Source organism: Vibrio sp. HI00D65 (genome assembly GCF_001635455.1).
Lineage (GTDB): Bacteria > Pseudomonadota > Gammaproteobacteria > Enterobacterales > Vibrionaceae > Vibrio.
Genome location: NZ_LWEH01000013.1, coordinates 215223 through 241006 on the forward strand (window position 1 = coordinate 215223; position 25784 = coordinate 241006).

Sequence of the window (25784 nt, forward strand, 5' to 3'; positions counted from 1 at the left end):
GCTTGAAATCGATTCGTTGAATCGTTTTACGCTTCGGGAATCCTTTTCGTTCATTGCAGCGCAAATAGAATGTCACTGAAAAAATCGTGCATAGTTTTTCTACCAGTAGATGAAAAATCTTAATTTTCATGTAGTGAGAAAGGCAAGGAGAACGACATGGCGACGCGTAAAATCAGACCTAGACAATTTATTGATGGGTTTTGCCTATACGGAAGTGTGCCGAGAGGCACGGCGGTTGTTGGTCGCTCGGATTTGGATGTTTCTATCATACTCAATACACCGATTAACCCAAAAGAGAAGCGAGTATTTCAGCGCCTTTCCGAAATCATTCCCAAAGCATATCCCCAAGTCAGTAAGCTTGATATCGACCCTGGCTTTCTTTCTGAAGTGCTGCAACCACAAGAAAAATTCCATTGGCAGTTTTGGCTCAAACACTGTTGCTGTTGTATTTGGGGTAATGATCTATCTATTGATTTTACGCGTTACAAACCTAGTCGTGAAATAGCCCAAGCGCTTAATGGTGGCTAGTCTACTTTTCTGGAGCAAATGAATCCGGCCTTTAAAACAATGACTGATGCGGATGCCGCTAAAGTGATTGGCAAGAAGTTAGTGCGGGCGGCGTACTACATTCTTATGTTCGCTCTATCACCCAACAAAAGAGTTACAGCTTATTTATTACTTTGTGGTAACCCAATGGCAAGGTGAAATCACAGCACAAGAAGCAGACAGCATCTCGTGGTATCCATTGAATTCGGCGCCCGTCGGTATCAGTGCTGATGGTGTCGCTTTGAAAGAAGTAGGGCGGGTGGGACATTACCTGTGACTATCCAGCTACACCAAAAATGTTCAATGTTTTATAGAGTTGATGAACTTTGAAGAAAATTCATCGCTACCTATGATTTTATCGTGTCCATACAAAAAACATCACTTGGTTTTCCTGGATATAACAAAAATAAAACTCTAAAAAAGATAGCTTGGAAAAATAGTATTATAGAAACACCTATCGACGAGTAAATAAAAGAATAGTCGAACAGATACGAGGAGTAGAAAGCAACCAACGCGTTACCTGATGCGATCACAATGTTCTGTGCTGCTGCGGTCCTGCCTGCTACCTCATCGAGCGTGTTTTTTTGTAAGTACGTAGATAAGCCAACAGCTGATAAAGTGGTAGATATACCGAATGTGAACAGTAAAATTGGTACCCAGTAAAGATTATCGAATAGACCAAAAGACATGAAGGTGGCTATGGCTAGTATTTGATTGAATAATAGTAGGTTATCTGATGATGTATTAGATAAGCTGTTATTTGTCTTTTTTATGAGCATACCTGAAATAATGGCACCAGCAGCGTAACTTACACTGAGAATAGATAGCCATATTTCACTATTGGCGAACTTTTCTACAACTACAGGTGCAAGGTGAACATAGAAGCCGCCCAAGCAAAATGCTATTGAAAAGCTACTCAATAATCTGATACTGAAATGCTTTTCTAGTTTTAAAAATTGCCCAAACTCTCTCCAGTTAATTCTGTTTCCATCACCTCTCGCATTTGTAGAGCAATTATAATGTGAGGACGTACAGAATTTTATTGACATAAACAAACACGAAATGTAGATAATTGCCATTGCTAGGAATATGTAGTTTACCGAGTAAAAAGAGAGCATTGCGCCTGTAAGAGTTAGACCGAATATTTGGCCTAGTTGTGATGCAGAGGTTACTCTTCCATTTAGTACTTTAAGCTCTTCTTTTTTTGCTACGGTTCTAATAAGAACAAACAAGCTGGTCCTATAAAATGGCCTGAAGATATAGACAATTGCTGCGGCGATAAACAAACTATGGGACAAAAAGTAGTCATACACAGTAAACAAGGAGATAAAAACAGTAGAACTGATCGCATTTGTGAATATTAGAATTCTAAGAGGAGAGTATTTATCCGCAATGGAACCTGCATACATTTGAATGAGTGTAACAATGACAAACTCCCCTCCATATGCTGAAGCAAATGCCCATAAACTATTGGTTTCATCAAAAAGTAACTTGCCTAGAAGTAACGTAAATATAGCGCTACTCATCTTTGTAAAAAACTCGATGTATACTGGGATGTTAATCATTTTCACACTTACGTTGCCACGCCTTTAAGTCACCTGCTGCTCAATCGGTGTTGTTTTTAACAAGAAGACTTAGCAGTCTTAATTATCGCTATATTTTATAAAATCACCCTAAAAGATGCATGCTGTCTCATATTTGTGAGTGTATTTTTGTGATGACGGTTCCTTTTCGGAAGCTTGAAGTAGATCGTAGGAAATTTTCAACCAACTGTTTGACATGGTGTTGATTAGGTATTCAATTTTGGGGCTTTATAGGACGCCTTGTCGAATAATGGTGGCTGCGAGTCGTTCAGCAATCGTGTTAGGTAAACTGCTTGGGAGGAACGTAGATTATAGGTTTATTTTAGATTTGGTAACACTTTCACGTTAACCCGACAGGCTAATCGAAATACTAAAACGAGCAAAGTATTACAAGTAGTCTGTAAGCTCGATTCTGGGCAGAAAGGTAATATTGCTTACCTATACTGCTGACGACTGAGGTTGAGGGAATTGAAAATGTTTGGATATTCTACGAGTGACATGACCAAGTTAACGGCGGCATTGTCAACCATAGCTGAACTGTTAAGTCGTGTTGAGCTGATATTGAGAAGGCAGGAGAGTTTCGCTTACCTCAACAAACTTTTAACCTCTTTAGAATTTACGAATGAAATGAGGTGCTCATATGGACACCTCTGAAATAACCTTTACCTTTTGCAATAATCCCAATCAGCGAATCATAAAGCTCGCCACTTAGTACATTTTATATCGGAATATATTTATCAAAGCTCAGCTGCGGGAGCATGACCATGATTAGTAGACTGAAGAAGTTAATTTAGTTCTTACTTGCCAAATTTGAGGGAAGAATTGGCGATCAATCAATCTGGTTAACTTCTCAATCGGCTTACCTCTTGTTCCTTGAGTATTCATTCCCAAGGTTCTAACGGCAAGTTTGTAATGATATGTTCGCCATAAGCTGACATTCTCATCCCAGTCAATCAAAGATTCCATCAAAGCGAATAGTGGAGTATGGGTTTGCGATTGGTATAGGTTGACAAGGTCAATGTCTTTCTCTGACAAATAAGTCTCCACCGCAATGTTTAATTGCTTGGCCATAGACTGAGTTTCACGCCAACCCGGTGATTCTATACCTGAGCCATTACCCAGTGCAGGCCGTATACCTTGGAAATCCCATGGAGTCATAGACTTTAATATACTCAACTGCTCGATGATCTGAGCAACTGCCAGTGCTGCTCTTCTGACATGAGTCATGGCTTGTTGAATTTTTTCCTGTTCTATCGATGATCTTGCCTGCTTCAACTCATAGCAACTTAGTTTGAGCCATAGCTCCGTCGATTGATGCACAATTTGAAACATCATCTCATCCTTATGGATCAGCTTTTCATCAGGCAGTTGAAGTGACAACAAAACATCGGTCTTCATGTAGCGTGCATAATCATTACGCCCTTCACCATCTAATACTGCACAGTTATCCGTTTTCATTGATTCTAGACCTCAAAAAATCAACATCTTAATGGCTAGAAAACAAAATAAGCAACCGAATGCATATTAAATCTAAGAAGTGTTAGCTAGTTCTAAATAAGCTTAACTATTAATAAATGGACGCTCATTTAACAATAACCTAGAGTCCCTTTACGGGTAGAATACAACAAGCCAATACAAAAAATTAAAGACATATATCAATGAAACTCAAAGCAACATGCTCAGGTAAGTTTTGGTCGCCGATCTATGTTGGTTTAACTGATCGTATACAAAACGCAGGTTCTATCATTTTGAGTCTCTCTTGCGGCACTCTCGAGTTGAGAAGTGCCATAAGTGCAAATTGCAAATTGCAGTCTTTTAGTTTTTGAGAGCAGCGCGTTAGAACTTCTAACTAAGTATCATTTTGACCATGAGCAACATAGCCCACAGAGTAAACTTCTCCCCTGCTACCATTAATGTCGTCAGAACTACACAACCACGTCACCCCAATTGTTTCCCACGAAGTATAGTTTAGTCCGTGAACATCTTTAGGCTGACTCAGATTCTTATAAATGCACGCAAAGGAGTGTTGAGAGGTTGGCACCGTTGGCTCCTCATCAACATACCATACTTCAACCCTCGGGCGACCAAAATGTTCACAAACCGCTTTAAAACCATCACTTTGAAGAAATGAGACCATTGCATGATGATCTCTCCAAACATAAAAAGGCGCATAACTATTTATAGGATTTTCATAACTTTTAGCATCTTTACGTGAATATAGAAAAGCCTTAAAAATTAACCCTGGAACCCCATCAAAAAGGTGACCTTTTTCTTGAATTCTTTTCTCAATAGACTCCATCGGATAATCAGATGGAAGAACTACTTTATATTGCATAGCGATCATTTCTATCTCCTATTTACTGAATACTCTATCTAAGCTAATGGTGTTACTTACACGCTTAATCACACTGTCGGCTGCAAACCACCGAACATAAAAAGCCAGATGAGTTAACGTTTCTTTGAATTCTCTATTATTGATCCCGTCAGTTCTTGCGAGATCTATGTGCTGGGGCAATTCTTTAAGCCTTCCTAACAAGGCTAGGTTTGTAAGCGTCACCCGACAGTACATTTTTAGCTAACTCGTTTAGCCTCGGGGTAATCGTTAATTTATCTTGGTTATTAGTCATTCCATTACTTCCGATTTCAAAACTGATGTTTATAATGACATCTGCAGGTAATTCGAAAAATCAAAACATTCAGGACGATTGATTCACAAATTTGGGATAGTCAATGACATGAAAGATACAGTATTGGATCTTCAGGCTCTAAAAACATTCGTACTTGGCATTGAATATAAAAGCTTTGCCCTCGCTGCAAAGCATCAACACAAGTCAACATCTGCTGTAAGTGCACATTTGAAAAAACTAGAAATGCAGACTGATTCCACACTAGTAAAGAAAGAGGGCAGATATCTATTACCAACTGAGCAAGGAGAGTACTTATTGAGCTACGCAAAGAGAATGCTTGCTCTAAACGATGAAGTGTTGGAAACCTTAAGATGCGTTGATTTGCAAGGCACAGTAAATGTGGGGTTACAAGAAGATTTCGCAGAAGAAATTCTCACCGAATGCCTTGGACGCTTTAGTCGCATTAATGAACAAATTCAAATGAATACAATGATCGAGAGGTACGCTGGACTAATATCGGCTATTGAAGATGGTTCACTCGATATATCTGTTACCTGGCAAGGCGTTAAGCGAACTCCATACTCTGATACCATTGCCCACACTCCAGTACGTTGGGTATCCTCACCAGATTTCCCGCTCGGTCATTTTCTCGAAAAAAATATACCTTTACCATTGGTAGTGGTTGAGCCAAATTGCCTTTTTAAACAGAAAGCTATAGAAGCGTTGGATGCTGAAAGAATAAAATGGAAAGTTGTATACCAAAGCCAAAGTCTCGGTGGTGTTTGGCCTGCTGTGCACGCAGGAATAGGTATTACAGTTCGAACGAGCATGGGTTGTCCAGCTCCCCTCGAAATCATCAAAAAAGGATTACCAGAATTGGGAAATATTGGCGTTCAAATTCATCGTTCACAAGCAGCAACTGACAACGTGAAGGAAAAGTTGATTGATCTAATAACAAGGGTGATTAAGGCAAACTACAGCTGACATGAATAACTTTTATTAAGAAAATGTCATAAACAGGATGTGAAAGAGTAAAGATACTAAAACAACTTACTATCAGAGCTTTTTACGATGGGGGAAGTGGTATTGGGCGTTTCGATGGCTCAAAAACGCTGAAACCCCGATGTTGGTAGCATCGGGGTTTCGAATTTTTAGATTTTTCGATTGGTAAGTTCGATTATCTTTTCTATGCAGAAGGCTGGATTAATCCAATCTTATTCCTTGGTAGGGAATTAGATGCGGATGAAGTCCATGTGCTCAACTTTTGGCTTGAACGCGTGACGTTGAACGTCTTGTGGCTTAACCTTTACTTCTGCGCCGTCAACCACTAGAGTGATTGCTTCGTAGAACTCAGGCTTGTCCATTTGGTTGATCACTTCGTCGTGATTAAGTTCGATAGATACAGCTGCTGCTTCACCACCGTAGATTACAGCTGGGAATTTACCAGCGTGACGTAGGCGGCGGCTCGCACCTTTACCTAGTTCAGTACGTACTACTGCTTCAAATTTCATAGTTTTACTCTCAAATTAGTAAAAATTAACTTCACATCTCAATGCGACCTTGAGTATGTGGTAATGCTTAGGCAGAACGAGTTCATGCTTAAGCGAGCGCGGATACTAACATCACATTTGAATATGAGCAAGTAAGAAGCCTATCACAAAGTGAATTTCCTTCGATATTTGGCTCGTTTGTAGATAAAACGCTCTCTAACCCTATTTTATCGCTTTCTTTGCTCTTTTGCCCTGTTTATATCGTCGCGAAATCATCAAGTTAATGAACGGAAAATGAATGTTCGCCTAAGGCTTGGTTAATGCTTGGTTAGGTAACTTTAGTGTTAATTAATCAGCAGAGTGAATAGGTGAAAACATGGAACCGGTCAGTATTGTCGTTATTACGTTAAACGAAGAGAAATGCATTAGTCGCTTAATGGAAGAGTTGAGCGTGCAAACCCATCAAGAGTTCGAAGTGATCGTTGTCGACTCAAACAGTGAAGATAACACCCGAGAAGTCGCACAGGCCTATGAAAGTGCGTTGCCGAAATTGACTATCCACCATATGCAAGAACGCGGTGTTAGCCTTGGCCGAAACACCGGTGCTGCTTTGGCGCAGTACAACAGAATCCTTTTCTTGGATGCCGACGTTAGCCTGCCTCGTAACTTCCTTGCTAAAGCGCTGTATGAGCTAGAAGAGAATAAGCTTGAAGTTGCTGGCGCATATATGAGTTCAAAAGGGCTGCCATTAATTCATAAATTCGGTTATGGGCTGTTTAATGTGGGCTTATTTGCGACGCAGTTCTTCTTCCCTACAGCGATTGGCGCTTGTATTTTCTCAACCAAACGAGCGCATGAAGAGATCGGCGGCTTCGATGAGGAGATCGTTCTGTGTGAGGACTGTGATTACGTAAAACGTGCGAGCAAAACATGGCGATTTAGGTTCCTAAATATGACTTTCGGTTTTGACCCACGCCGATTAGACCAAGATGGTGTTGTGAAGACGGGGTCAACTTACCTAAAAGCCAATATAAGGCGCTTCTTTAAAGGCGAAATGCGTAACAACGAAATGAACTACAAGTTTGGTCACTACAAAGAACAGTAAGCATTGGGGTTGTTATGTTTGATGGACTAGGGCTGTTTTTGGGAGCATTGGGTGATGCTCTCATCGGCCCAAACCTATTTGTACCGGGAGAGCCCTTTTTTATCGCTGCGGGCTTTCAGCTGTATTCAGGTGCATGGATGGCGTTGGTGTTTGTAATGTTAGGTGGTTTCGTTGGGGATCAACTGAGTTACTTCATTGGCTTAAAGTGGGGCAGAACTGCCCAAAAGAAGCTTATTAAATTTCGACCAAAAACCAAAAGAGTGATCGCTCGGTGTCGTTATCTCATTACGAAGAAGGGCACGTACATCATAGTCGTGGCACGCCTTTTGGGACCCATTGCTTGGGTTGTTCCTGTTATCGCAGGTTCTCATCGCGTTAAGTGGCACAGTTTTACGCTGTTGTCTTCGATAGGTTTATTGCTTGGCGGTGGTCAATTTATTGCTTGGGGTATGTTGTTGGCACATGGTGTCGAACAGTTTCCTTTATTGGGTTCGGTTAAGGTTTTCCTAGGCGAGCACCAAAGCTTGCTGATTGGTTTAGTTGCCGTGACCATTTTTGTTGTTGTGGGTAACAAACTTAAATGGCGTAAGCTAACCTTGAAAACCAGCGCGTTTTTAGTGGTTTGGCTGTGTTATGCAAATTATGCCCATTTCTTCTGGAAAGCTGATGACTTTCAAAGTCAACAAACATCGGCATCGATGAACTCTGTTGATTTACAACAAGTGACTTACAAAGCGTTTCCTGGGCTTTCTCCAATCTATGATGCTCAAGCGATCAATGTTGTTTATGTCGGAGAATCGCCTCGTGAACTCATGAACCAGTTGGGCTGGATAGAAAATCAAACATTCTCTCGAAATGATATTGAGTGGTCGAGTTACCTTACTCTCCTAAAAGATAAGACACCGCCTGTATCTGACTTGTATTGGCGAAACCAACCACAAGATATGGCCTTTCAATTGCCTGGAAACCTGATGAAGAGAAGCCATATTCGCTGGTGGAATGCGGGGTTAGACAGAAGCAGTAATCAAACAAAGTGGTTAGGGGCAATCAGCTACGATGATGGTTTAAAAGTGACACCGTATTCTGGCATTGTCACCATACTCCATAAAATAGATCCGAATGTTGATGAAGAACGCGATCGGTTGGCGCAGCAAATTAAGTCAACTTACCCGAATATGGAACTGGTCAATTTACCTCTAGCGAATGCACAGGTAATGAATGATCAACATGACTACTACACAGACGGAAAGATCTTGGTTATTGGATCAACGACATACAGTGATGATTCACAAACCTTAGATGTTGCGGTGAATGATATATAAAGTATGGCATTAAGACCTTCTCTACTTTAGTCCTCCGACAAATACGAACCTTATTTGAATATCAATCAAACAAGGTTCTGTTATTTCTGCTTGTTAAAACCGAGCCTCTTTTGGGCGTTTCTATCGTTCTAATAGTGTCAACCTTGTCTATTCTAATTAAGGGTGAACAAGGGCGAAAGCTAAGGACAAGGTATGCAAATGAATCCGGTTGGTTAGTTTGAGATCTATGTCGACGATATGGTGAGAACAAAACGTTTTACGAAGCCTTATTCAAAGTGGTGTTGGAGAAGCTAGATAACGAAACGGGCATCGATATTGAAATGTGGGTGTTGCCTAGCGAGATGTAAAAAATCAGGTGCGACAGGGGCTTTGTGCTCGATGCCTGTTGTAAAACTGGGAAACAGCACTATGGTGTATTTCTCTTGTGATGATTGTGCGACAGAAGCAAGCTTGGCTGCGGCGAATGGTGGTGTTTTGCAAGTGCTTAAAATGGTGATTGGACAGCCTACTTTCTTCATGGATAATACCGTTTCATCAGTGTGGTCAGCGATACCGAAGGCAATGTCATTGGTTCACATTCGACGGCTTAAACTTGCAGATTAAAAATGGTACAGGATCAAACAGGAGTTTATGCGTGATGCGTAAACTCCTTATTTTTATTCAAGGTATAGCGGGTGTTCGAATGGAGTCGTTTAAGAGGCTTGAGATACCTTTAAAACAAGAGAAGCTTTTAAGCCACCCATTGAGCTCTTACTTAGCGTTAAGCTCCCGCGGTAACTGTGTGCCATTTCATTGACAATATTCAGCCCTAGACCGGTTCCAGGAGTCGTTTCATCGAGCCTTACGCCTCGTTTGGTCACCTGTTCGAGCTTTTCTTCAGGAATACCTTGTCCGTCGTCTTCAATAATCAACTCTACACTGCCATCGGCCAGTTCATAAGCGTGAACGCGAATAATACTGCCCGCCCACTTATAACTATTTTCGAGTAGGTTTCCGACCATCTCATCAAGGTCGGTTTTTTCTACGGCAACCTCTAGTTCAGAGTCCAGCTCATTGATCATAGTGACTTCATTGGCAGCATAAACTTTATCAAAAGCCATCGAAATCGCTTCAACACGCTCACAAGGCGACGACTTCACCGAAAGGATGTTCATTGCACCCGCCATACGAGCGCGACCGAGGTGATAGTCGATCTGGCTTTGGATCTGTTGAATCGGTTGTTGTAATAGTTTCTTCTCGTTGTCAGGTAGCATCTCAATTTCATTTTTCATCACCGACAACGGCGTCTTTAACGCATGAGATAGGTTACCTGCGTGGTTACGAGCACGCTCCAGTAACTCTTGGTAGTGAAAGAGTAGGGCATTAAGGTCAGAGACGAGTGGCGAGACCTCTTTCGGGTAGTTATCGCTTAGCCCTTGTTGCTCACCTTTTCTCAGCATCACTAGTTCACGTTGCATCTTACTCAGCGGTAATAGAGACCAGCTAACTTGAATACCAATCAACATGAGTACGCCGACAAACAACAGCATCAGGATCAGCCATACCTGACCCGTTAACTCCGCTAGCGTCGACTCAAGTGGGTCTTCATCAATACCAATGGTGATGGTAATTGGGTCGCTCAGTGAAGGCAGGTAGATATCTTGCTCAATGTAAATCAACTTCTCTTTTTCAGGTCCCTTAACGGAAGTGTGAATAGGAGAGCGCTTGATGGTGAGGTCTTTGTCCCATAAGGAGCGAGAACGAATGATTTGATCTTGAGTCGAAGCGCGCCAGTAAATACCGCTGTAAGGTTGGTTAAACCTAGGGTCAGATAGGCGTTCTGCCATGATTAGGCTGCCATTGTCGTTGGTTTCAATATTCGCGGTGAGCTCGTCCATGGTTAGGGCAAGTTGCTGCTTCATGTCGTCGACAAGGTAATCGTTTACCAGTTTTGGTATACCAACACCGGCCGCTAATATCATCGCACCTAGCCAAAAAGCCGCAGCGAGAAGCAAGCGGCTTTTTAAACTGATGTTTTTAAGTGTTCGTTTCTTTAGATTCATGCATTTCCAGCCTGCCTTTGCCCATCGTTATTGAGTTGTATTTCGATGGTCAGTACAGGCTGTCCACTTAGTGGGTGAGTGTGCCTGATTTCTCTTTGCTTAATTGACGTTTGTACATCCAAATAAATAGAGATTTACTCAGCATTCAGTTGGTAGCCAAGGCCACGGACGGTTTTGATGATCTTTGGTGCGATTTTCTTACGGATACGACCAATAAATACCTCAACCGTATTCGAGTCACGGTCGAAGTCTTGTTTGTAGATGTGCTCAACCAACTCGGTACGCGAAATAACCTTGTTTTGGTTGTGCATGAAATACGCGACAACCTTATATTCTAGTGCCGTTAGGCTGACTGCTTGGCCTTGCCACAACACTTTTGAACTGCGAGTGTCCAAGCTTAAATCACCAATTTGAAGAACAGGTGCTGCACTGCCTGACGCTCGGCGAAGTTGTGCACGAATACGGGCAATCAGTTCGACCATTTCGAATGGCTTAGTTAGGTAATCGTCGGCGCCAGCGTTCAAGCCTTCAACGCGTTGGGTTAGGGTGTCACGAGCACTTAAGATAATCACTGGCGTGTTGATGTTTTCGTCTCGAATACCTTTTAAAACGGTTAGGCCATCAAGCTTAGGTAGACCTAGGTCGAGAACTATCGCATCCCACTCTTCTGATGTCGCGCGATAAAGCGCATCGATACCATCTTGAGACAGCTCAGGAACCCAGTCGGCTCCCTCAAGTGTTTCAATAATCTGTTGGCCCAAACGAGGTTCGTCTTCAACGACTAAAATTTTCATAATTGTTCTTCTTAATTTTTGGAATGACTGTTCGCTGTGCTTAACTATTTGCCTTGCTTAACTATGTCGTCGCGCTAAATTAATCGCTGTGCTTAATAGCGTTTTTAAAGTTGCGGCCTTCAATTTTTAGCATTTCTAGCGTTTCGGCGTTGTATTCAACTTTGATGATGTTGTTTTGATAGTTAATTTTTAACTCATACACCCAAATATCATCATCTTCTTCTAGTTCGACTTTAATGATTCGGCCATGAAGGTCGTTTTCTACTGCTGCATACATCTCAGAGAAAGGGCGAATATAACCTTCCCGAACCGCTTCATAGACTTCGTCTTGGTCTTCTTCAAATTCAATGCGGGTTCCTGGTTTATGAACGTCCTGCACTAATTCGTGACCATTGTGATGCGAGTCAGCCCATGCGCCAGCAGAAACAAATAAGCCTAAGCTTATAGAAAACAAAGAAATCATAGCTTTACTAAACATAGCGAATCCTAGAGAAGGTTGATAGCGTTCAGTATAAAAAAGTAATTCTGAACAGAAAGTGAACCTGATTAATAATGAGAAATTGATACCTAAAAATTTGACGATTAGATCGCCAACACATCACGGAGACTAACCATCAAGTGTCAAGACGATAATCATTAACGTTGTTGAAGTTCGTCTTCGAATATCTTGTCTCTCATTTTCCAAAAGCGACCAACTTTACGTGCAATTACAAATTGTGGTGGGCGGAATCTATGTTGGTGAGCAACCACTTTCGACGGTGACGCTTCCTCGAAAGGTCTGTGTCTATCCGCAAGATGAGGGCGAACGAACTGATCTTTAAAGTTCTGCTTTTGCTTCTTGGTGGTCAATGACCAAAATTCATGGACTTGCGCTTGGTTTTCACCACGGTAGGTGACCTTAAGTTGTGACTTGCCTTTGTCGTCCTTAAGCACATTAAGGTCCATCTCTAAACATTCAAACACTAAAGCATCTTTTAGATTGAGTGCCTCTTTGAGCTTTTTGTCTGGGTCTACCAAGGTTGCGTCACATTCATGACAAATGCGTGCTGCAATGTCGTTGTCGGCACCACAGTCTCCACAGTATTTGGCGCGGAAGCGATAGTTACAATGCTCACGTTCACCTGTGTCTTCATCTGTGAAGTATCCTTGGCATTTGCGGCCAAAGTGTTCAATCAAGAAGCCATTGCTGTCTAGCTTGCCCCAGAAATTGTTATTGAAGCCACAAGCTGGGCAGGGAATAGTGATAATTTCGCTGTCTGAATCCGGTTTAGGATCGCCAACTTCTGGCTGGTAAAGGTCATAGCTGTTACCCGCGTAATCGAGCACCAAACACTCTTTTTTGCCCGGAGATAAACGTAAGCCACGTCCTACGATTTGTTGGTATAAGCTGATGGATTCTGTTGGGCGAAGAATCGCGATTAAATCAACGTGAGGAGCGTCAAAACCAGTCGTCAATACCGACACGTTGACCAAGAATTTTATTTTGCGTTCTTTGAAATCATTGATGATTTGGTCGCGCTCTAATGTAGGTGTATCACCAATGACAATCGCAGCTTCACCTTCGGGTAGTAAGCCTAGGATCTCTTGAGCATGCCTTACGGTTGCGGCAAACACCATGATGCCCAGCTTGTCTTGGGCGAGGTGAATAATTTGATCGACAATCTGTGGTGTGGCTCGCTTCGATTGTTCGATCACCATATCCAGCTCGGCTTCTTTGTATCGACCTGTGCTCGCAGGTTTTAATTGTGAGAAGTCATAACTCAATACCGGCGCATCTATCATGCGAGCTGGTGTTAAGAAGCCTTCGTCGAGCAGGTAACGAATCGGTAACTCGAAAATACAATCTCTGAAGAATCTTGGTTCTTCTGAACGCACTTGTCCGCGAGTGTGGTATTGGTAAATCCAACCCATACCTAAGCGATAAGGGGTTGCCGTTAAGCCAAGCACCTTGATACCCGAGTTGTTTTCACGCAAGTGAGTGATCACTTTCTGATAGCTACTGTTCTTTTCGTCAGGTACTCGGTGGCATTCATCGATAACCAAGAGTGAAAATTGGTTGGAGAATGAATCGAGGTTGCGGACTACAGATTGAACGGATGCGAATACCACTTGTTGGTCGGTCTCCTTACGGCCTAATCCTGCAGAGAAAATGGAGCCTTTTAACCCATAACCTTCATACTTTTCATGGTTTTGCTCGACTAACTCTTTCACGTGAGCCAGTACCAATACGCGACCTTTGGCAAGCCTTGCCAGCTCAGCGATGACCAAACTTTTTCCAGCCCCTGTCGGTAGCACGAGAACAGCCGGTGTTTGATGTTTTCTGAAGTAATGAATGACTGATTTTACTGAGTCTGCTTGGTATGGGCGGAGTGTATACATATCGCGTCTTGTAAAATGGAGAACAAATAGTGTGAAATAGCTCAACTAATCGAGCAAAGGTGACTATAATACCCGACTTAGATTAGTTGAGGTATTCATGCGTTTAGATAAATTTCTGTGCGATGCACTAGGCATTACTCGAAAAGAAGCAACACAATTATTAAAAACAAAGACTGTGACAGTAAATGGTGTCATGCAAAAAAGCGGCTCAGTTAAAGTAACTGAAGAGTGTGTTGTGGAATGGCAAGGCAATGAACTTCGAGTTCAAGGCCCACGTTACATTATGTTGTACAAGCCAGAAGGCTTTGTTTGTTCGCACGAAGATGGCTCAAATCGCACCGCATTTGAATTGCTTGATGAAATTAAAATGGACAAGCTGCACTTTGCAGGTCGTCTAGACGTTGATACTACAGGTCTAGTACTGATCACTGATGACGGTAAATGGTCTCACCGTATTACCGCACCAAAACACAAGTGCGAAAAGATGTACCGTGTGTGGTTGGTTGATCCAGTAGAATCAGACTACGTTGAAAAATTCAAAGAGGGCATCCAGCTTAAGAGCGAAGATGGCCTAACACTTCCTGCGCACCTTGAAGTGCGTGCCGAGCGTGAAGTGCTATTAACGATTCACGAAGGCAAATACCACCAAGTAAAACGCATGTTTGCAGCACTTGGTAACAAGGTAGAAGCACTACACCGTGAACGTATTGGTGAAATAGAGATGGACGAATCTCTTGAGCTAGGTGAGTACCGTTACCTAACGCAAGAAGAAGTGGATTCTATCTGGAAGTAACCTTAGCTATTAATTTTATAGCACTCTCGTTGCAAAGCCGACCAAGGATAGCGTCGGCTGATGATGTTGACTGGTACTAGGAAAGTCTCAGCCAATCTTTTGACTTGCGTGTTCACGCTGGTCCTAGCTTTATCAGTTAAACATTCGGAGAACCATGCAGACATTTAACCCACAGAGCCCAAGTTCTCAACCAGAAACTCCTCAATTAGGCTTAGTACTATTCTTGATCTTAGGTGCGATTGGTGCGCTAACGCCTCTCGCGATCGATATGTACTTGCCTGCGATGCCCACTATTGCAAAAGATCTTGGTGTAACGGCGGGCGAAGTTCAGATCACGCTAACGGCTTATACTGCAGGTTTTGCGTTGGGTCAGCTGCTGCATGGCCCATTAGCTGATAGCTATGGACGCAAGCCAGTACTCTTGATTGGTGTGTTATTGTTTGCGATTGCTTCTATGGTGAGTGCAACAACCCACGGCATTGAAGCGCTAACTTACGTTCGTACTGCACAAGGTTTTGCAGGCGCAGCAGCAGCTGTAATTATCCAAGCGGTTGTACGTGACATGTTTGATCGAGAAGATTTTGCGAGAACCATGTCTTTCGTAACCTTGGTTATGACGGTTGCGCCACTTATCGCACCAATGATTGGTGGTTACTTGGCATTGTGGTTTGGTTGGCGCTCAATTTTCTGGGTACTATCTATCTTTGCAGTAATCGTCATTCTAGCGGTATCCATGAAGATCCCTGAGACGCTACCGGTAGAAAATCGACAGCCATTGCGTTTCAAAACGACGATTCGTAACTACGCTCGTTTATGTAAGAACCCAACGGCAATGGGCTTGATTTTTTCTGGTGCGTTTTCTTTCTCGGGAATGTTCGCATTCTTAACCGCTGGTTCGTTTGTTTACATCGACATCTACGGCGTTCGCCCAGACCTATTTGGTTACCTGTTTGGCTTGAATATCGTTGCGATGATCTTGATGACGAGCATTAATGGCCGAATCGTGAAGAAAGTCGGTTCTCACGCGATGCTGCGAGTGGGTTTAACCATTCAGTTGTTCGCTGGTTTAGGTTTGTTGGTCGGCTGGTCATTAGATATCGGCCTGTGGGGCATTGTGCCATTCGTGATGCTGTTTATCGGCACATTGTCTACCATTGGTAGTAATTCAATGGCGCTGTTACTCAGTGGGTACCCGAATATGGCTGGTACGGCATCATCACTCGCGGGCACATTAAGATTTGGTACTGGTTCTGTGGTTGGAGCAATCGTCGCAATGCTACCGAGTGATACTGCAGGCCCAATGGCTATGGTGATGGCAGCATGTGCAATACTGTCAGCATTACTATATTGGACATTAGGAAAGAAGGCATAATGTCAAAATACTATATTGAAATTCAGAAGCTTGTGAACACCGCACTTGGTGAGCTTTATGCGTTACACAAGTCAGGCAAAGCGATTGACGCACCTATCGCAAACAACCTATACCTTGTTCGCTGGGTAACTAAAGCAATCAAAGCACAAGCGTATGATCGTGTTGTTGTGCCTGATTTGGTTCGCTGGCAAAAGCAGGGCCGTTCAAAGGGTAACAACTCTGATTTAACCTTTACGTTTAAGCGAATCTCAGCGTTTTACGCTCAGTTCTTCCCTGAGGGTGAAGAACCTAAAGAGCTAAAAGACAGTGATGTTGAGGCCTTTATGGACAAAATGTACGAGATGGGTTGGAGTGTATCGAGTGAAGATGAGTTAACCACGGGTGGCAAAATTCAGTTCTTTACCGATGGTGAGCACTCATTCGCGCTATGTGGTAAGCAGTGTGATGACTCTTTCGACGGTGAGTTGATGGTTAAGCCGATGAACTGGTTTGTTCGTGGTAACCACGCTGAGTTTATCCAAGCAGCGACGGAAGCGGGTTTTATGCTTCACAAAGTGACGGACTACAAGTCTGCTGTGAAGTACCACGGTGAATATATCGTGTACCCAGCGAACCAAGGCAACCAATTGGCTGAGATTCCAATTAGCTTTGTTGCTGAGTAGCAGAAACGAGATTAGAGATACCAAGAGCGGAATTATCCGCTCTTTTTTGCCTCTCATAGCGAGTGTCGCTATTCGACCCAAACTCTGCTTTAATTAATCCGCATCTCGCCACTCGAGTCCCACCTCTGCTTTTAATCTTTTCTAATCTCGTCACTAGACTCCCGTATCTGCTCTTGTGCCTGCTTCTCTATCGCTTTTACCATGCCTCTAAATATAAACAGGTGAGCTGGCATCATTGCGAACCAATACAGTAGCCCCAGAAAGCCTTTAGGGTGCCACCAAGCAGTGATGTTTAATTCACGCGTGTCTCCGTTATCAGAAACCGTGATTTCCAGTCGTCCTAAGCCTGGCCCCTTCATGCCGAACAGCAACGATAAGAATTGGTTCTCTTCACAGCGAATCACTTTCCATGAGTCAATTTTGTCGCCTACTTTTAGTTTTGGCCCTTTTGGCATTTGTCGAACGGGTACTCCGCCACCAAAGAGAAGATCTAACCACTCCCTTGTGCGCCATAGAGTGTTAGCGAAGAAGTAACCCTGTTTGGGGCTTCCAATCTGTTGAGCTACGTGCCAGAGCGATTCTAGTGAGGCTGTCGACGTGATACTTGCACCTGTCTTTTTCGGATAGTAACCGTATCCCGCTTGCCAGCGTTTAAAAGCGGTTTTATCAAAGCCCCACACATTACTTTTTACGAAGTTTCCCTCAGCGTGAATCGCTTGTTCAACCATGCTCTTGAACGACACGAGTTTTTGCGGATATTTTTCTTGGATGGTGGTCGAGTTGGCTATGAAGTCATGCTTTAAACCCGCGAGCAATGCTCTCCCTATATTGGAAGGGACAGAGGTCACCACGCCAAGCCAATAAGAGGCGATTTTAGGCGTAAGTAGGGAAGTCGCCCATAATCTAAGTGGACGATCGGCAGTTTTGGCGATATGCATGAATTGATTGCGATAAGAGACGATATCTGGACCGCCAACCTCAAAAGTCTGATTGTCGCTTGGGGTATCTTGCGCTAGCTTTAACAAGTAGTGATTAAGGTTTTTCAATGCGATAGGGTTGGCTTTTGAGTCGACCCATTTCGGCGCAATCATGATTGGTAGGTTGTAAACGAAGTCTCGCATTATTTCAAAGGCCGCCGAACCAGGACCAATGATGACACCAGCTCGTAGCTCAGTAACGGGAACCGATCCTTTACGAAGCACTTCTCCGGTTTTTTTTCTCGCTTGAAGGTGCTCAGAATCACCAGTTTGAGGTTGAAGTGAACTTAGGTAGATGACGTGTTGGTTTTTAGCGCCAAGTGCGGAGACAAAGTTACGGGCCAGACTTAACTCGTAGTCAATGAAATCATGACCTTCCGCCATACCATGGACAAGGAAGAAGATGAGGTCAAAATCAGGGACTAAAGCTTGTGTTGCTGCTTGGTCAGCCAGATCGAGATATTCGAGTGATAAATTTTCATGTGGCTCGGTTCGCGCTTTTAAGTAGTCGACGTGCCTTGCTGCAGCGGTTACTTGATAACCTTGTTCTAACAGCAGAGGAAGCAGCTGTGAACCAACATATCCAGAAGCGCCTAAAACCAGTACTTTCTTCATCGTTACTCCATTTATATCTGTGGTTAAAAACCGAACATTGATATAATAGCCTGATATTTATCTATATTCATCAACACGTTCCGTTCAGGTGTACCTATGCTGCTCTATTCAATTATCCATCACACTCGCGGTGACTTTGTTCGCAGGCTGATTTCCATTGCTTTGCCAATCACCTTACAGAGCATTATGTTTTCAAGCCGAGGCTTGGTGGATGTGCTGATGTTAGGTCAACTTGGCGAAGCAGATATTGCAGCGGTTGGTGTCGCAAGCCGTGCTATGTTTGTGACGACTATTATGCTGGTGGGTGTGACTACTGGTGGTGCTCTGCTTACCGCCCAGTATTGGGGGGCTGGTGATAGGCAAGGGGTAAGAGAGAGTACCGCATTAACCTGGTTGGTTTCGACCCTGTTTGCTCTTCTGACGATTGTCTTCTTTGTCTCTTTCCCTGCTCAAATCATGGGCGTCACGACCGATTCTCAAGAAGTGATCAGTTTAGGCGTTGAATATATCGTCATTACGTCTTTTAGTATGTTGGCTGTGTCGTGCGTTAGTAGTATGGCCGTTGGCTTACGAGCGATGCACAAACCTGGACTAAGTACCTTCTTCAGTGGTATCGGTATCTTGTCCAACGTGTTTTTAAACTGGGTGCTGATCTTCGGTAAGCTAGGTTTTCCAGCTCTTGGCATCAAAGGTGCCGCGATAGCAACGGTATTAAGTGGTGCTATTGAGGTCGCGACCTTATTTGGTTACCTCTATTTCTCTAAACACTTGCTCGCTTTTAAGTTCTGTGACATCAAAGCTGCTGCAACAGTAGATAAAGCCGTGCGCTTCTTGAAGCTGTCCCTGCCTACAACTTTCAACTTCTTGGCTTGGGCTGGTGGGTTGTTTGCTTATCACGCCATCATGGGACAATCCGGTGTGCAAGGTTTAGCTGCGCTTTCGGTGATGACGCCTGTTGAATCTATCTCATTGAGCTTATTGATAGGGATGTCGAACGCAGCTGCAGTATTGGTGGGGAACCAACTCGGCGCCAAGAACAACGAAGCGGTTTATTACCAAGCGCTCGGTATTACCATATTATGTTTCTTAACTAGTATTGTGGTAGCGATTTTCCTCTACTTTGTTCAAACACCAATCTTGAACGCGTTTAGTGCATTAACGGAAGAAACCCGATCGCTTTCTGAGAAGTTTATTCTGATCCTCAGTGTCGGCATTGTTATTCGCTCAATTCCGATGACGGTGATTGTCGGTGTGTTAAGAGCGGGTGGCGATGTTAAGTTCTGCCTCTACCAAGATCTCATAGCACAGTGGGTGATTGGTATTCCGTTAGCGGCTATCGCGGCCATCTACTTTAGATTTCCACCTGAGTGGGTGTACTTGCTTTTCCTCACTGAAGAGGTGATTAAGTGGAGCGGTTCGCTGTATCGCATGAAAACAAGAAAATGGATTAAAAATTTGATAGGAAGTTGAAGTAGGGCGCATCAATCGCATCACTTTATCGTTGGCATGTGATCTATCTTTCAAAATACTTCCTCCTAACAGGGAATTAGTGTAGATTCTCCTTCCAAATTCTAACTAATGCGAGCTGTTGAATGTTAAAGCTGTCAGACCTATGTAAAGGCTATGTTGATGGGGGGGAATTCCACCCTGTTTTGCAAGGTGCTGAACTGACATTGAATAAAGGTGACCAACTCGCATTAATGGGCGAAAGCGGCTCAGGAAAAAGTACTCTGCTCAACCTAATTGCAGGTTTGGATCTCGCTGACTCTGGCGAAATCGTTTTTCCAAATTTCAACATGCACGATTCTACCGAGCGTGAACGTACCGCTTATCGTCGAAACAATATTGGTCATATTTTCCAGCAGTTCAACTTATTACCAACGTTGAATATCGCAGATAACATCCGTTTTTGCCGCCAACTAAAAGGCTTACCTGAAGATAAAGGTTTATGGAGACAGATTCTTTCTGCTTTAGACCTTATGCCTCTACTTGGTCGTTACCCAGAGGAAGCATCGGGTGGTCAGCAACAACGTGCCGCGATCGCTCGAGCTTTGTATATGGAACCAAAAATCTTATTGGCCGATGAACCGACAGGTAGCCTAGATGAGCGTAACGCCGAAGCGGTAATGCGCTTGCTGACCTCTTTAGCACGCCAATTAGAATGTACGCTACTGTTGGTAACGCACAGTGAAAAAGTTGCCCTGCACATGGACGGCCGGATCCGCCTACAAGGAGGACAGCTGCATGTTATGGCCCGTAGTTAAGGCACTACTCGGTCACTATCGACGTTATCCTCTACAAATTATCTTGGTATGGCTAGGCTTAACTCTTGGCGTATCACTATTGGTTGGTGTTACTGCTATCAATCAACACGCCAAGCAAAGTTATGCTCATGGCGAAAAACTCTTTTCGAATCCTCTTCCTTACCGTATTCGACCAAAACACAACGCCAATAAAATCCCGCAAGGTTTTTATATCCAGCTTCGCCGTGAAGGCTTTCAGCAGTGCTCTCCTTTTGATCACCATCGTATCACTGATGAAAATGGCGCGAATTTCATGTTGATTGGTATCGATACTGTTTCGATGCTTCAACTGCAACCGGGCGTGGCGTTAAAAGACCTCAATACGTTGAACCTTATGAAACCGCCGTACCCAATCCTTGTGAGCGACGATCTTGCTGAACACATGAAGTGGAAGAACGGTGACAATATCCACCTTATGGATGGTTCAGAGCTTGGCCCGTTAATGGTTGATCAAAACAACATCATTGATGGCACTAGGCTGATTGCCGACATTTCGTTACTCAGAATGCTGAAACGTAGCGCTGGTTTGTCGGTGATTGCGTGTTCAGATATGTCTACCGAAAAGTTTGAACGCCTCAAAAATATACTACCTAATGGCTTGACGATTTCGCGAAGCTCTAAAGCAGAACTTGAGTCCCTCACTAATGCATTCCACTTAAACCTAAAAGCGATGGGGATGCTGTCGTTTGTCGTAGGTTTGTTTATTTTCTACCAAGCTATGTCGTTATCATTTATCCAGCGTCAGCCGTTAGTGGGGCTCTTAAGACAAACCGGTGTCTCGGGTTGGCAGCTCACTAGAGCGCTATGTTTGGAGCTATTAATTCTGGTTTTACTGAGCTGGATCTGCGGCAATGTCTTTGGTGTGATGTTGGCCAACCAACTATTACCTGCTGTGTCTTCTAGCCTTGGCGACTTGTATGACGCCAATATTGGCTTAACGATTGACTGGAATTGGCGTTGGAGTGGTTACAGCTTGATGATGGCATTGATTGGTGCATTCTTAGCTTGTGCATGGCCATTGGTTCGCTTACTCAAATCTCAGCCGATTCGTTTGTCTTCTCGCTTATCCCTGATGCGTTTTGCGGGTACTGAATTCACTTGGCAAGCTTTGATAGGTTGTGGTTTCCTTGTAGCTGCTGTTGCGGTTTATCAAGCGCCACAAACTCAAGAGTCTGGCTTTGCAATCATTGCTTTGATGTTGGTAAGTGTGGCTCTGTTTACACCGTTCTTGATGTGGAAGCTGTTCAACAGTCTCTCTTACTCACTGCGTTGGGACCGTGCTCGCTGGTTCTTTGCTGACGCTGCTTCTAGCATGAGTTACCGCGGTGTTGCGACTATGGCCTTTATGTTGGCGTTAACCGCAAACATTGGTGTTGAAATCATGGTCGGTAGTTTTAGAGACACTACGGACAAATGGTTAACACAGCGATTAGCCGCTGACCTCTATATATACCCAACAAACAATGCAGCAGCACGTATGAGTAACTGGTTGTCAGAGCAGCCAGAAGTTGACTCTGTGTGGTGGCGTTGGGAAAAAGATGTCGCTTCTCCAGTAGGCAGTATTCAAGTGGTGAGCACCGGGCCTTCAGAGGGCGAGCTTGAAGCATTAACGATTAAACTCGGTATCCCGAATTACTGGTATCAGTTACACCACTCTAAAGGTGTATTGATCAGTGAATCCATGTCACTCAAGCTAGATATTCGCCCAGGCGATTATATTGATCTCTACGATAATTTAGGCTCTGGCTGGCAGGTCGTCGGTGTGTATTACGATTATGGTAATCCTTATCACCAAGTGATGATGTCACATCGAAACTGGTTATACGGTTTTGCAGGTCGGGGCAATGTGGGGCTTGGCGTCATTCTGAAAGATGATGTGAATTCAGTAGGGCTTAGAAGCCGATTGGAAAGTGTATTTAGACTCGGTTCTGAACGCATATTCGATAACAACAATATTCATAGCCAAGCGATGCGAGTGTTTGATAGAACCTTCGCCATTGCAGATACCTTGGGTAACATTACCCTTGTGATAGCCGTGTTTGGTATTTTCTTTGCGACAGTCGCTGGTGAGGTTTCAAGACAAAGGCATATATCGTTGCAACGGTGTTTAGGCGTATCGGCGAAAGAGTTGATCCTTACCGGGAGTTTACAGCTGTTTGTGTTCGGGCTTATCTCTTCATTAATCGCAGTTCCACTTGGTTTAGCGTTGGCGAACTTGATCGTTGATATCGTTATCAAGCAGTCTTTTGGCTGGTCACTCGAACTACAAGTACTTCCTTGGGACTATTTCGAGACATTTGCTTGGGCAATGGCAGCATTGATTTTGGCTGGTGCTTTACCAGTGATGAGAATGATTCGGAACACACCGATGAAATCACTAAGGGATGCGCTTTAATATGTTTCTAAGGAATAGCTCAACCAAGTTAAGACATCGATTTTTATCATCTCTGTTATTGATCAGCTTCTTCGGCATCTTTTTGAGTGTGTGGGGCTACTATTCTTATTTTGTCGACCCTGGCGAGAAAGGAGTCAACGAGATTAATTCGGTGTTGGTCAGCGAACAGTTCAATGTATTTGAACCTGTCTTGCCTGACCGAGGTGTATCGCTTCCACGAGACTTCAAGTTCCACCCGGAATTTCAGCACGAGTGGTGGCACTATTTTGCGTCTTTGAAAGGCGACGATGGCAAGGACTATTCGGTTCAATGGAGCTTCTTCCGCATTGCAACTGATGAGCGTGAAACACCGGGATGGCAGAGCCCACAAGTTTACATCTCGAATGTGGTGATCTCTTCTAAATCCAAAGTGTGGAAAGAGCAGCGAATGGCTCGTGGTGGCATTGGCCAAGCGGGGATAACCAGTCGTCCATTTAGAATTTGGATTGATAATTGGAATTGGCGCTCACTGGGGAATACTCCGTTTCCAGGTCGCCTACAAGTACAAACGGATACGTTTGGGATGCAATTAGATACAGTGACAAAAGGACCATATGTACTTAATGGTGATAACGGTTATCAGAAAAAGCATGATCTGCTACCTGTCGCGTCTTACAACTTTAACGCACCGTTTTTATCACTGAATGGTGCACTGAATCTTGATGGCGTAGCTAAAGAAGTAGAAGGAACAGCGTGGGTCCACAAAGAGTGGGGTAGTGGCTTACTTGGAGTTGGTCAGCAAGGATGGGATTGGTTTGTGTTTAACCTTGATGACGGTACAGCACTGAGCATCAACCGCTATCGCCATAATCAGCAGTTACCTTATGTGTTTGGAACGTTAGCCACTCGTTCTGGTAAGGTTTACCAGTTAACGGAATCGGATATTTCGATTCAGCCTTTGCAGAACACAAGGCTAATGAACGGCAGACGAATGCCGCTGCAATGGATCATTAACGTCCCTGAGCACGATATCAACTTGACTACGCGTATCATACGTCGAGATATGTGGCTGCCATTTGTCATACCTTATTGGGAAGGGCCAATAATGGCCAGCGGCAGCCATGAAGCGACCGGCTTTATGCAGCTCACCGGCTACTAAAAAACACCTAAGGCTATCATTTGATAGCCTTTTTTATGCTTCCTAATTTTGTTAGCACTCAATGAATTGTGCATACAGGTGTGATGTTCTCATCTATACTTAATTTATGGTGCATAACAACATTATGGAATATACGACGTATTGTTTAGTATTTGTAGGAAAAACCGAAGTTAAACATCCAAAGAAGTGATTATCTATCGATAAAGCTTGGATATAAACTCATGGTTATTCTTTGTTATTCGTTTATTTAAATAATAAATATAAGGGCGAAATCATGACCGACGTCATCCGTGACTTTTTTAAAATGGAATCTGCTGGCGGCATCATCCTAGTTATCGCTGCGGCGATCGCAATGTTTGTAGCAAACTCACCACTGAACGAAATGTACCAGGGCGTCCTGCACAGTTACGTTCTCGGTATGTCTGTGTCTCACTGGATCAACGATGGCTTAATGGCTGTCTTCTTCCTTCTAATTGGCTTAGAAGTTAAACGTGAGCTTTTAGAAGGCGCATTAAAGTCTAAAGAGACTGCTATATTCCCAGCTATCGCTGCGGTAGGTGGTATGTTGGCTCCTGCACTTATTTACGTGCTATTTAATTCTAGTAACCCTGAAGCGCTTCAAGGTTGGGCTATCCCGGCTGCAACTGATATCGCCTTCGCGTTAGGTATCATGGCACTTCTTGGTAACCGCGTACCGGTAAGCTTGAAAGTGTTCCTGCTAGCTTTAGCAATTATTGATGACCTAGGTGTTGTTGTTATCATTGCATTGTTCTACTCAGGTGACTTATCAACACTTGCACTTACAGTTGGTTTCATCGCAACAGGTGTGCTGTTCATGCTAAACAACAAGCATGTGACTAAACTGGGCGCTTACCTGATTGTCGGTGCGATTCTGTGGTTCGCAGTATTGAAGTCTGGTGTTCATGCAACATTGGCAGGTGTAGTAATTGGTTTTGCCATCCCACTGAAAGGTAATAGAGGGGAGCACTCACCACTGAAACACCTAGAGCACGCACTGCACCCATACGTAGCTTTTGTAATTCTGCCAATCTTCGCATTTGCAAACGCAGGTATCTCACTGGAAGGTATTTCAATTTCAAACCTTACAGGTATGCTGCCTCTTGGTATCGCTCTAGGTCTATTGATTGGTAAGCCGCTGGGTATCTTCCTATTCAGCTGGGGTGCTGTGAAAACAGGTGTTGCTAAGCTTCCTGAAGGTGTGAACTTTATGAATATCTTTGCGGTATCTGTGTTGTGTGGTATCGGCTTTACTATGTCTATATTTATTTCATCGCTGGCATTTGGTCCTACAAACGCAGATTTCGATACGCTTGCTCGATTAGGTATCCTGATGGGCTCAACGACTGCAGCTATCTTAGGTTACTTCCTGCTAAGCATTTCTTTACCTAAAACTAAGCACCAAGAAGTAAAACTTTAATTGGTGATTGGCTCGGCTAACCGTCGAGCCATTTCCTGAGTAACAAGTAAAATCTTGAATCGTAACAATAACCACTGAGCTATTCCCGAGAGCAATGTGGTTACAAATACATAAAAGCCGCGATAGGTAATCCTATCGCGGCTTTTCTCTTGTTATGCTTGTTATAGCGGTTTATCTTTTTACCTTCTGTTATCGGTGAATCT

At 43.5% G+C, this 25784-nt stretch carries 20 protein-coding genes and 3 pseudogenes; 14 read left to right on the top strand and 9 right to left on the bottom strand.

Annotated features, from left to right (window positions below; genetic code table 11):
- Positions 1-189: 189 nt before the first annotated feature.
- Both A3712_RS04185 and A3712_RS28150 read left to right on the top strand, forming a co-directional pair.
- Positions 190-633: pseudogene (locus tag A3712_RS04185) on the top strand (nucleotidyltransferase domain-containing protein); the annotation flags it as partial.
- Positions 629-823, top strand: a pseudogene (locus A3712_RS28150) (NTP pyrophosphohydrolase); the annotation flags it as partial. The pseudogenes A3712_RS04185 and A3712_RS28150, both read left to right, overlap by 5 nt.
- 70 nt (positions 824-893) lie before the next feature.
- On the opposite strand, the gene A3712_RS04190 reads toward A3712_RS28150, so the two are convergent.
- The 3 genes from A3712_RS04190 to A3712_RS04200 form a co-directional block, all read right to left on the bottom strand.
- Positions 894-2111 carry an MFS transporter gene (locus A3712_RS04190; protein ID WP_063522419.1) on the bottom strand — a complete coding sequence of 406 codons (1218 nt, stop codon included), beginning with the start codon at positions 2109-2111 and terminating at the stop codon, positions 894-896.
- Between the two features lie 786 nt (positions 2112-2897).
- Positions 2898-3587, bottom strand: coding sequence for a tryptophan 2,3-dioxygenase family protein (locus tag A3712_RS04195; RefSeq protein ID WP_063522420.1), 690 nt, complete (start codon positions 3585-3587; stop codon positions 2898-2900).
- A 391-nt stretch (positions 3588-3978) separates the two neighbouring features.
- Positions 3979-4473 carry a DUF4865 family protein gene (locus A3712_RS04200; RefSeq protein WP_063522421.1) on the bottom strand — a complete coding sequence of 165 codons (495 nt, stop codon included), beginning with the start codon at positions 4471-4473 and terminating at the stop codon, positions 3979-3981.
- A gap of 391 nt (positions 4474-4864) precedes the next feature.
- Between A3712_RS04200 and A3712_RS04205 the strand changes: the two genes are divergently transcribed.
- Positions 4865-5740 carry a LysR substrate-binding domain-containing protein gene (locus A3712_RS04205; protein ID WP_063522422.1) on the top strand — a complete coding sequence of 292 codons (876 nt, stop codon included), beginning with the start codon at positions 4865-4867 and terminating at the stop codon, positions 5738-5740.
- A 248-nt stretch (positions 5741-5988) separates the two neighbouring features.
- Here A3712_RS04205 and rplY read toward each other — a convergent pair whose 3' ends face one another.
- Positions 5989-6267, bottom strand: a complete 279-nt coding sequence (gene rplY / locus A3712_RS04210; RefSeq protein ID WP_063522423.1) for a 50S ribosomal protein L25 — start codon at positions 6265-6267, stop codon at positions 5989-5991.
- Between the two features lie 355 nt (positions 6268-6622).
- Here rplY and A3712_RS04215 point away from each other — a divergent pair, with 355 nt between their 5' ends.
- The 3 genes and pseudogenes from A3712_RS04215 (at position 6623) to A3712_RS04225 (ending at position 9263) form a co-directional block, all read left to right on the top strand.
- Positions 6623-7351 carry a glycosyltransferase family 2 protein gene (locus A3712_RS04215; RefSeq protein ID WP_063522424.1) on the top strand — a complete coding sequence of 243 codons (729 nt, stop codon included), beginning with the start codon at positions 6623-6625 and terminating at the stop codon, positions 7349-7351.
- Positions 7352-7365: 14 nt separating this feature from the next.
- A complete protein-coding gene (locus A3712_RS04220; protein ID WP_063522425.1) occupies positions 7366-8673 on the top strand; it encodes an LssY C-terminal domain-containing protein in 1308 nt (435 codons plus the stop codon).
- A gap of 237 nt (positions 8674-8910) precedes the next feature.
- Positions 8911-9263, top strand: a pseudogene (locus A3712_RS04225) (VOC family protein).
- Positions 9264-9365: 102 nt separating this feature from the next.
- Here the strand turns inward: A3712_RS04225 and A3712_RS04230 are convergent.
- The 4 genes from A3712_RS04230 to A3712_RS04245 all read right to left on the bottom strand — a co-directional run bounded on the left by A3712_RS04230 (position 9366) and on the right by A3712_RS04245 (position 13888).
- Positions 9366-10715 (bottom strand): ATP-binding protein, encoded by a 1350-nt coding sequence (locus A3712_RS04230; protein ID WP_063522426.1) that lies wholly within the window; start codon positions 10713-10715, stop codon positions 9366-9368.
- A gap of 134 nt (positions 10716-10849) precedes the next feature.
- A complete protein-coding gene (locus tag A3712_RS04235) occupies positions 10850-11509 on the bottom strand; it encodes a response regulator transcription factor (RefSeq protein WP_004741316.1) in 660 nt (219 codons plus the stop codon).
- 79 nt (positions 11510-11588) lie between these two features.
- On the bottom strand, positions 11589-11987 hold the full coding sequence (locus A3712_RS04240) for a PepSY domain-containing protein (RefSeq protein WP_063522427.1): 399 nt from the start codon (positions 11985-11987) through the stop codon (positions 11589-11591).
- Between the two features lie 158 nt (positions 11988-12145).
- A complete protein-coding gene (locus A3712_RS04245) occupies positions 12146-13888 on the bottom strand; it encodes a DEAD/DEAH box helicase (protein WP_063522428.1) in 1743 nt (580 codons plus the stop codon).
- Positions 13889-13985: 97 nt separating this feature from the next.
- Between A3712_RS04245 and rsuA the strand changes: the two genes are divergently transcribed.
- From rsuA to A3712_RS04260, 3 genes are all read left to right on the top strand, one after another.
- Entirely contained in the window at positions 13986-14681 is a 696-nt protein-coding gene (rsuA, locus tag A3712_RS04250) for a 16S rRNA pseudouridine(516) synthase RsuA (protein ID WP_063522429.1), read from the top strand.
- Positions 14682-14835: 154 nt separating this feature from the next.
- Positions 14836-16053: a Bcr/CflA family multidrug efflux MFS transporter gene (locus A3712_RS04255; protein ID WP_063522430.1), complete on the top strand. Its 1218-nt coding sequence runs from the start codon at positions 14836-14838 to the stop codon at positions 16051-16053.
- Complete coding sequence (locus A3712_RS04260; RefSeq protein WP_063522431.1) at positions 16053-16715, top strand: DUF2913 family protein; 663 nt, start codon at positions 16053-16055, stop codon at positions 16713-16715. Before A3712_RS04255 ends, A3712_RS04260 begins: the two co-directional genes overlap by 1 nt.
- A gap of 131 nt (positions 16716-16846) precedes the next feature.
- On the opposite strand, the gene A3712_RS04265 is transcribed toward A3712_RS04260, so the two are convergent.
- Entirely contained in the window at positions 16847-18307 is a 1461-nt protein-coding gene (locus A3712_RS04265) for a DUF2867 domain-containing protein (protein WP_063522432.1), read from the bottom strand.
- A gap of 96 nt (positions 18308-18403) precedes the next feature.
- Between A3712_RS04265 and A3712_RS04270 the strand changes: the two genes are divergently transcribed.
- The 5 genes from A3712_RS04270 (at position 18404) to nhaA (ending at position 25581) form a co-directional block, all read left to right on the top strand.
- Positions 18404-19777 (top strand): MATE family efflux transporter, encoded by a 1374-nt coding sequence (locus tag A3712_RS04270; protein WP_063522433.1) that lies wholly within the window; start codon positions 18404-18406, stop codon positions 19775-19777.
- A 122-nt stretch (positions 19778-19899) separates the two neighbouring features.
- Positions 19900-20571: an ABC transporter ATP-binding protein gene (locus A3712_RS04275; protein ID WP_063522434.1), complete on the top strand. Its 672-nt coding sequence runs from the start codon at positions 19900-19902 to the stop codon at positions 20569-20571.
- Positions 20552-23005 (top strand): ABC transporter permease, encoded by a 2454-nt coding sequence (locus A3712_RS04280; RefSeq protein WP_063522435.1) that lies wholly within the window; start codon positions 20552-20554, stop codon positions 23003-23005. The genes A3712_RS04275 and A3712_RS04280 overlap by 20 nt, the downstream gene beginning before the upstream one ends.
- Complete coding sequence (locus A3712_RS04285) at positions 22995-24143, top strand: lipocalin-like domain-containing protein (RefSeq protein WP_063522436.1); 1149 nt, start codon at positions 22995-22997, stop codon at positions 24141-24143. The genes A3712_RS04280 and A3712_RS04285 overlap by 11 nt, the downstream gene beginning before the upstream one ends.
- Positions 24144-24417: 274 nt before the next feature.
- The gene (gene nhaA, locus A3712_RS04290) at positions 24418-25581 is read left to right on the top strand and encodes a Na+/H+ antiporter NhaA (protein WP_063522437.1); all 1164 of its coding nucleotides are present in this window, start codon (positions 24418-24420) and stop codon (positions 25579-25581) included.
- Positions 25582-25784 lie beyond the last annotated feature (203 nt).

Bases quoted from the DNA above. Each gene is read 5' to 3' on its own strand.
- A3712_RS04190 (WP_063522419.1), bottom strand. From the start codon at position 2,111: ATGATTAACATCCCAGTATACATCGAGTTTTTTACAAAGATGAGTAGC.
- A3712_RS04195 (WP_063522420.1), bottom strand. From the start codon at position 3,587: ATGAAAACGGATAACTGTGCAGTATTAGATGGTGAAGGGCGTAATGAT.
- A3712_RS04200 (WP_063522421.1), bottom strand. From the start codon at position 4,473: ATGATCGCTATGCAATATAAAGTAGTTCTTCCATCTGATTATCCGATG.
- A3712_RS04205 (WP_063522422.1), top strand. From the start codon at position 4,865: ATGAAAGATACAGTATTGGATCTTCAGGCTCTAAAAACATTCGTACTT.
- rplY (WP_063522423.1), bottom strand. From the start codon at position 6,267: ATGAAATTTGAAGCAGTAGTACGTACTGAACTAGGTAAAGGTGCGAGC.
- A3712_RS04215 (WP_063522424.1), top strand. From the start codon at position 6,623: ATGGAACCGGTCAGTATTGTCGTTATTACGTTAAACGAAGAGAAATGC.
- A3712_RS04220 (WP_063522425.1), top strand. From the start codon at position 7,366: ATGTTTGATGGACTAGGGCTGTTTTTGGGAGCATTGGGTGATGCTCTC.
- A3712_RS04230 (WP_063522426.1), bottom strand. From the start codon at position 10,715: ATGAATCTAAAGAAACGAACACTTAAAAACATCAGTTTAAAAAGCCGC.
- A3712_RS04235 (WP_004741316.1), bottom strand. From the start codon at position 11,509: ATGAAAATTTTAGTCGTTGAAGACGAACCTCGTTTGGGCCAACAGATT.
- A3712_RS04240 (WP_063522427.1), bottom strand. From the start codon at position 11,987: ATGTTTAGTAAAGCTATGATTTCTTTGTTTTCTATAAGCTTAGGCTTA.
- A3712_RS04245 (WP_063522428.1), bottom strand. From the start codon at position 13,888: ATGTATACACTCCGCCCATACCAAGCAGACTCAGTAAAATCAGTCATT.
- rsuA (WP_063522429.1), top strand. From the start codon at position 13,986: ATGCGTTTAGATAAATTTCTGTGCGATGCACTAGGCATTACTCGAAAA.
- A3712_RS04255 (WP_063522430.1), top strand. From the start codon at position 14,836: ATGCAGACATTTAACCCACAGAGCCCAAGTTCTCAACCAGAAACTCCT.
- A3712_RS04260 (WP_063522431.1), top strand. From the start codon at position 16,053: ATGTCAAAATACTATATTGAAATTCAGAAGCTTGTGAACACCGCACTT.
- A3712_RS04265 (WP_063522432.1), bottom strand. From the start codon at position 18,307: ATGAAGAAAGTACTGGTTTTAGGCGCTTCTGGATATGTTGGTTCACAG.
- A3712_RS04270 (WP_063522433.1), top strand. From the start codon at position 18,404: ATGCTGCTCTATTCAATTATCCATCACACTCGCGGTGACTTTGTTCGC.
- A3712_RS04275 (WP_063522434.1), top strand. From the start codon at position 19,900: ATGTTAAAGCTGTCAGACCTATGTAAAGGCTATGTTGATGGGGGGGAA.
- A3712_RS04280 (WP_063522435.1), top strand. From the start codon at position 20,552: ATGTTATGGCCCGTAGTTAAGGCACTACTCGGTCACTATCGACGTTAT.
- A3712_RS04285 (WP_063522436.1), top strand. From the start codon at position 22,995: ATGCGCTTTAATATGTTTCTAAGGAATAGCTCAACCAAGTTAAGACAT.
- nhaA (WP_063522437.1), top strand. From the start codon at position 24,418: ATGACCGACGTCATCCGTGACTTTTTTAAAATGGAATCTGCTGGCGGC.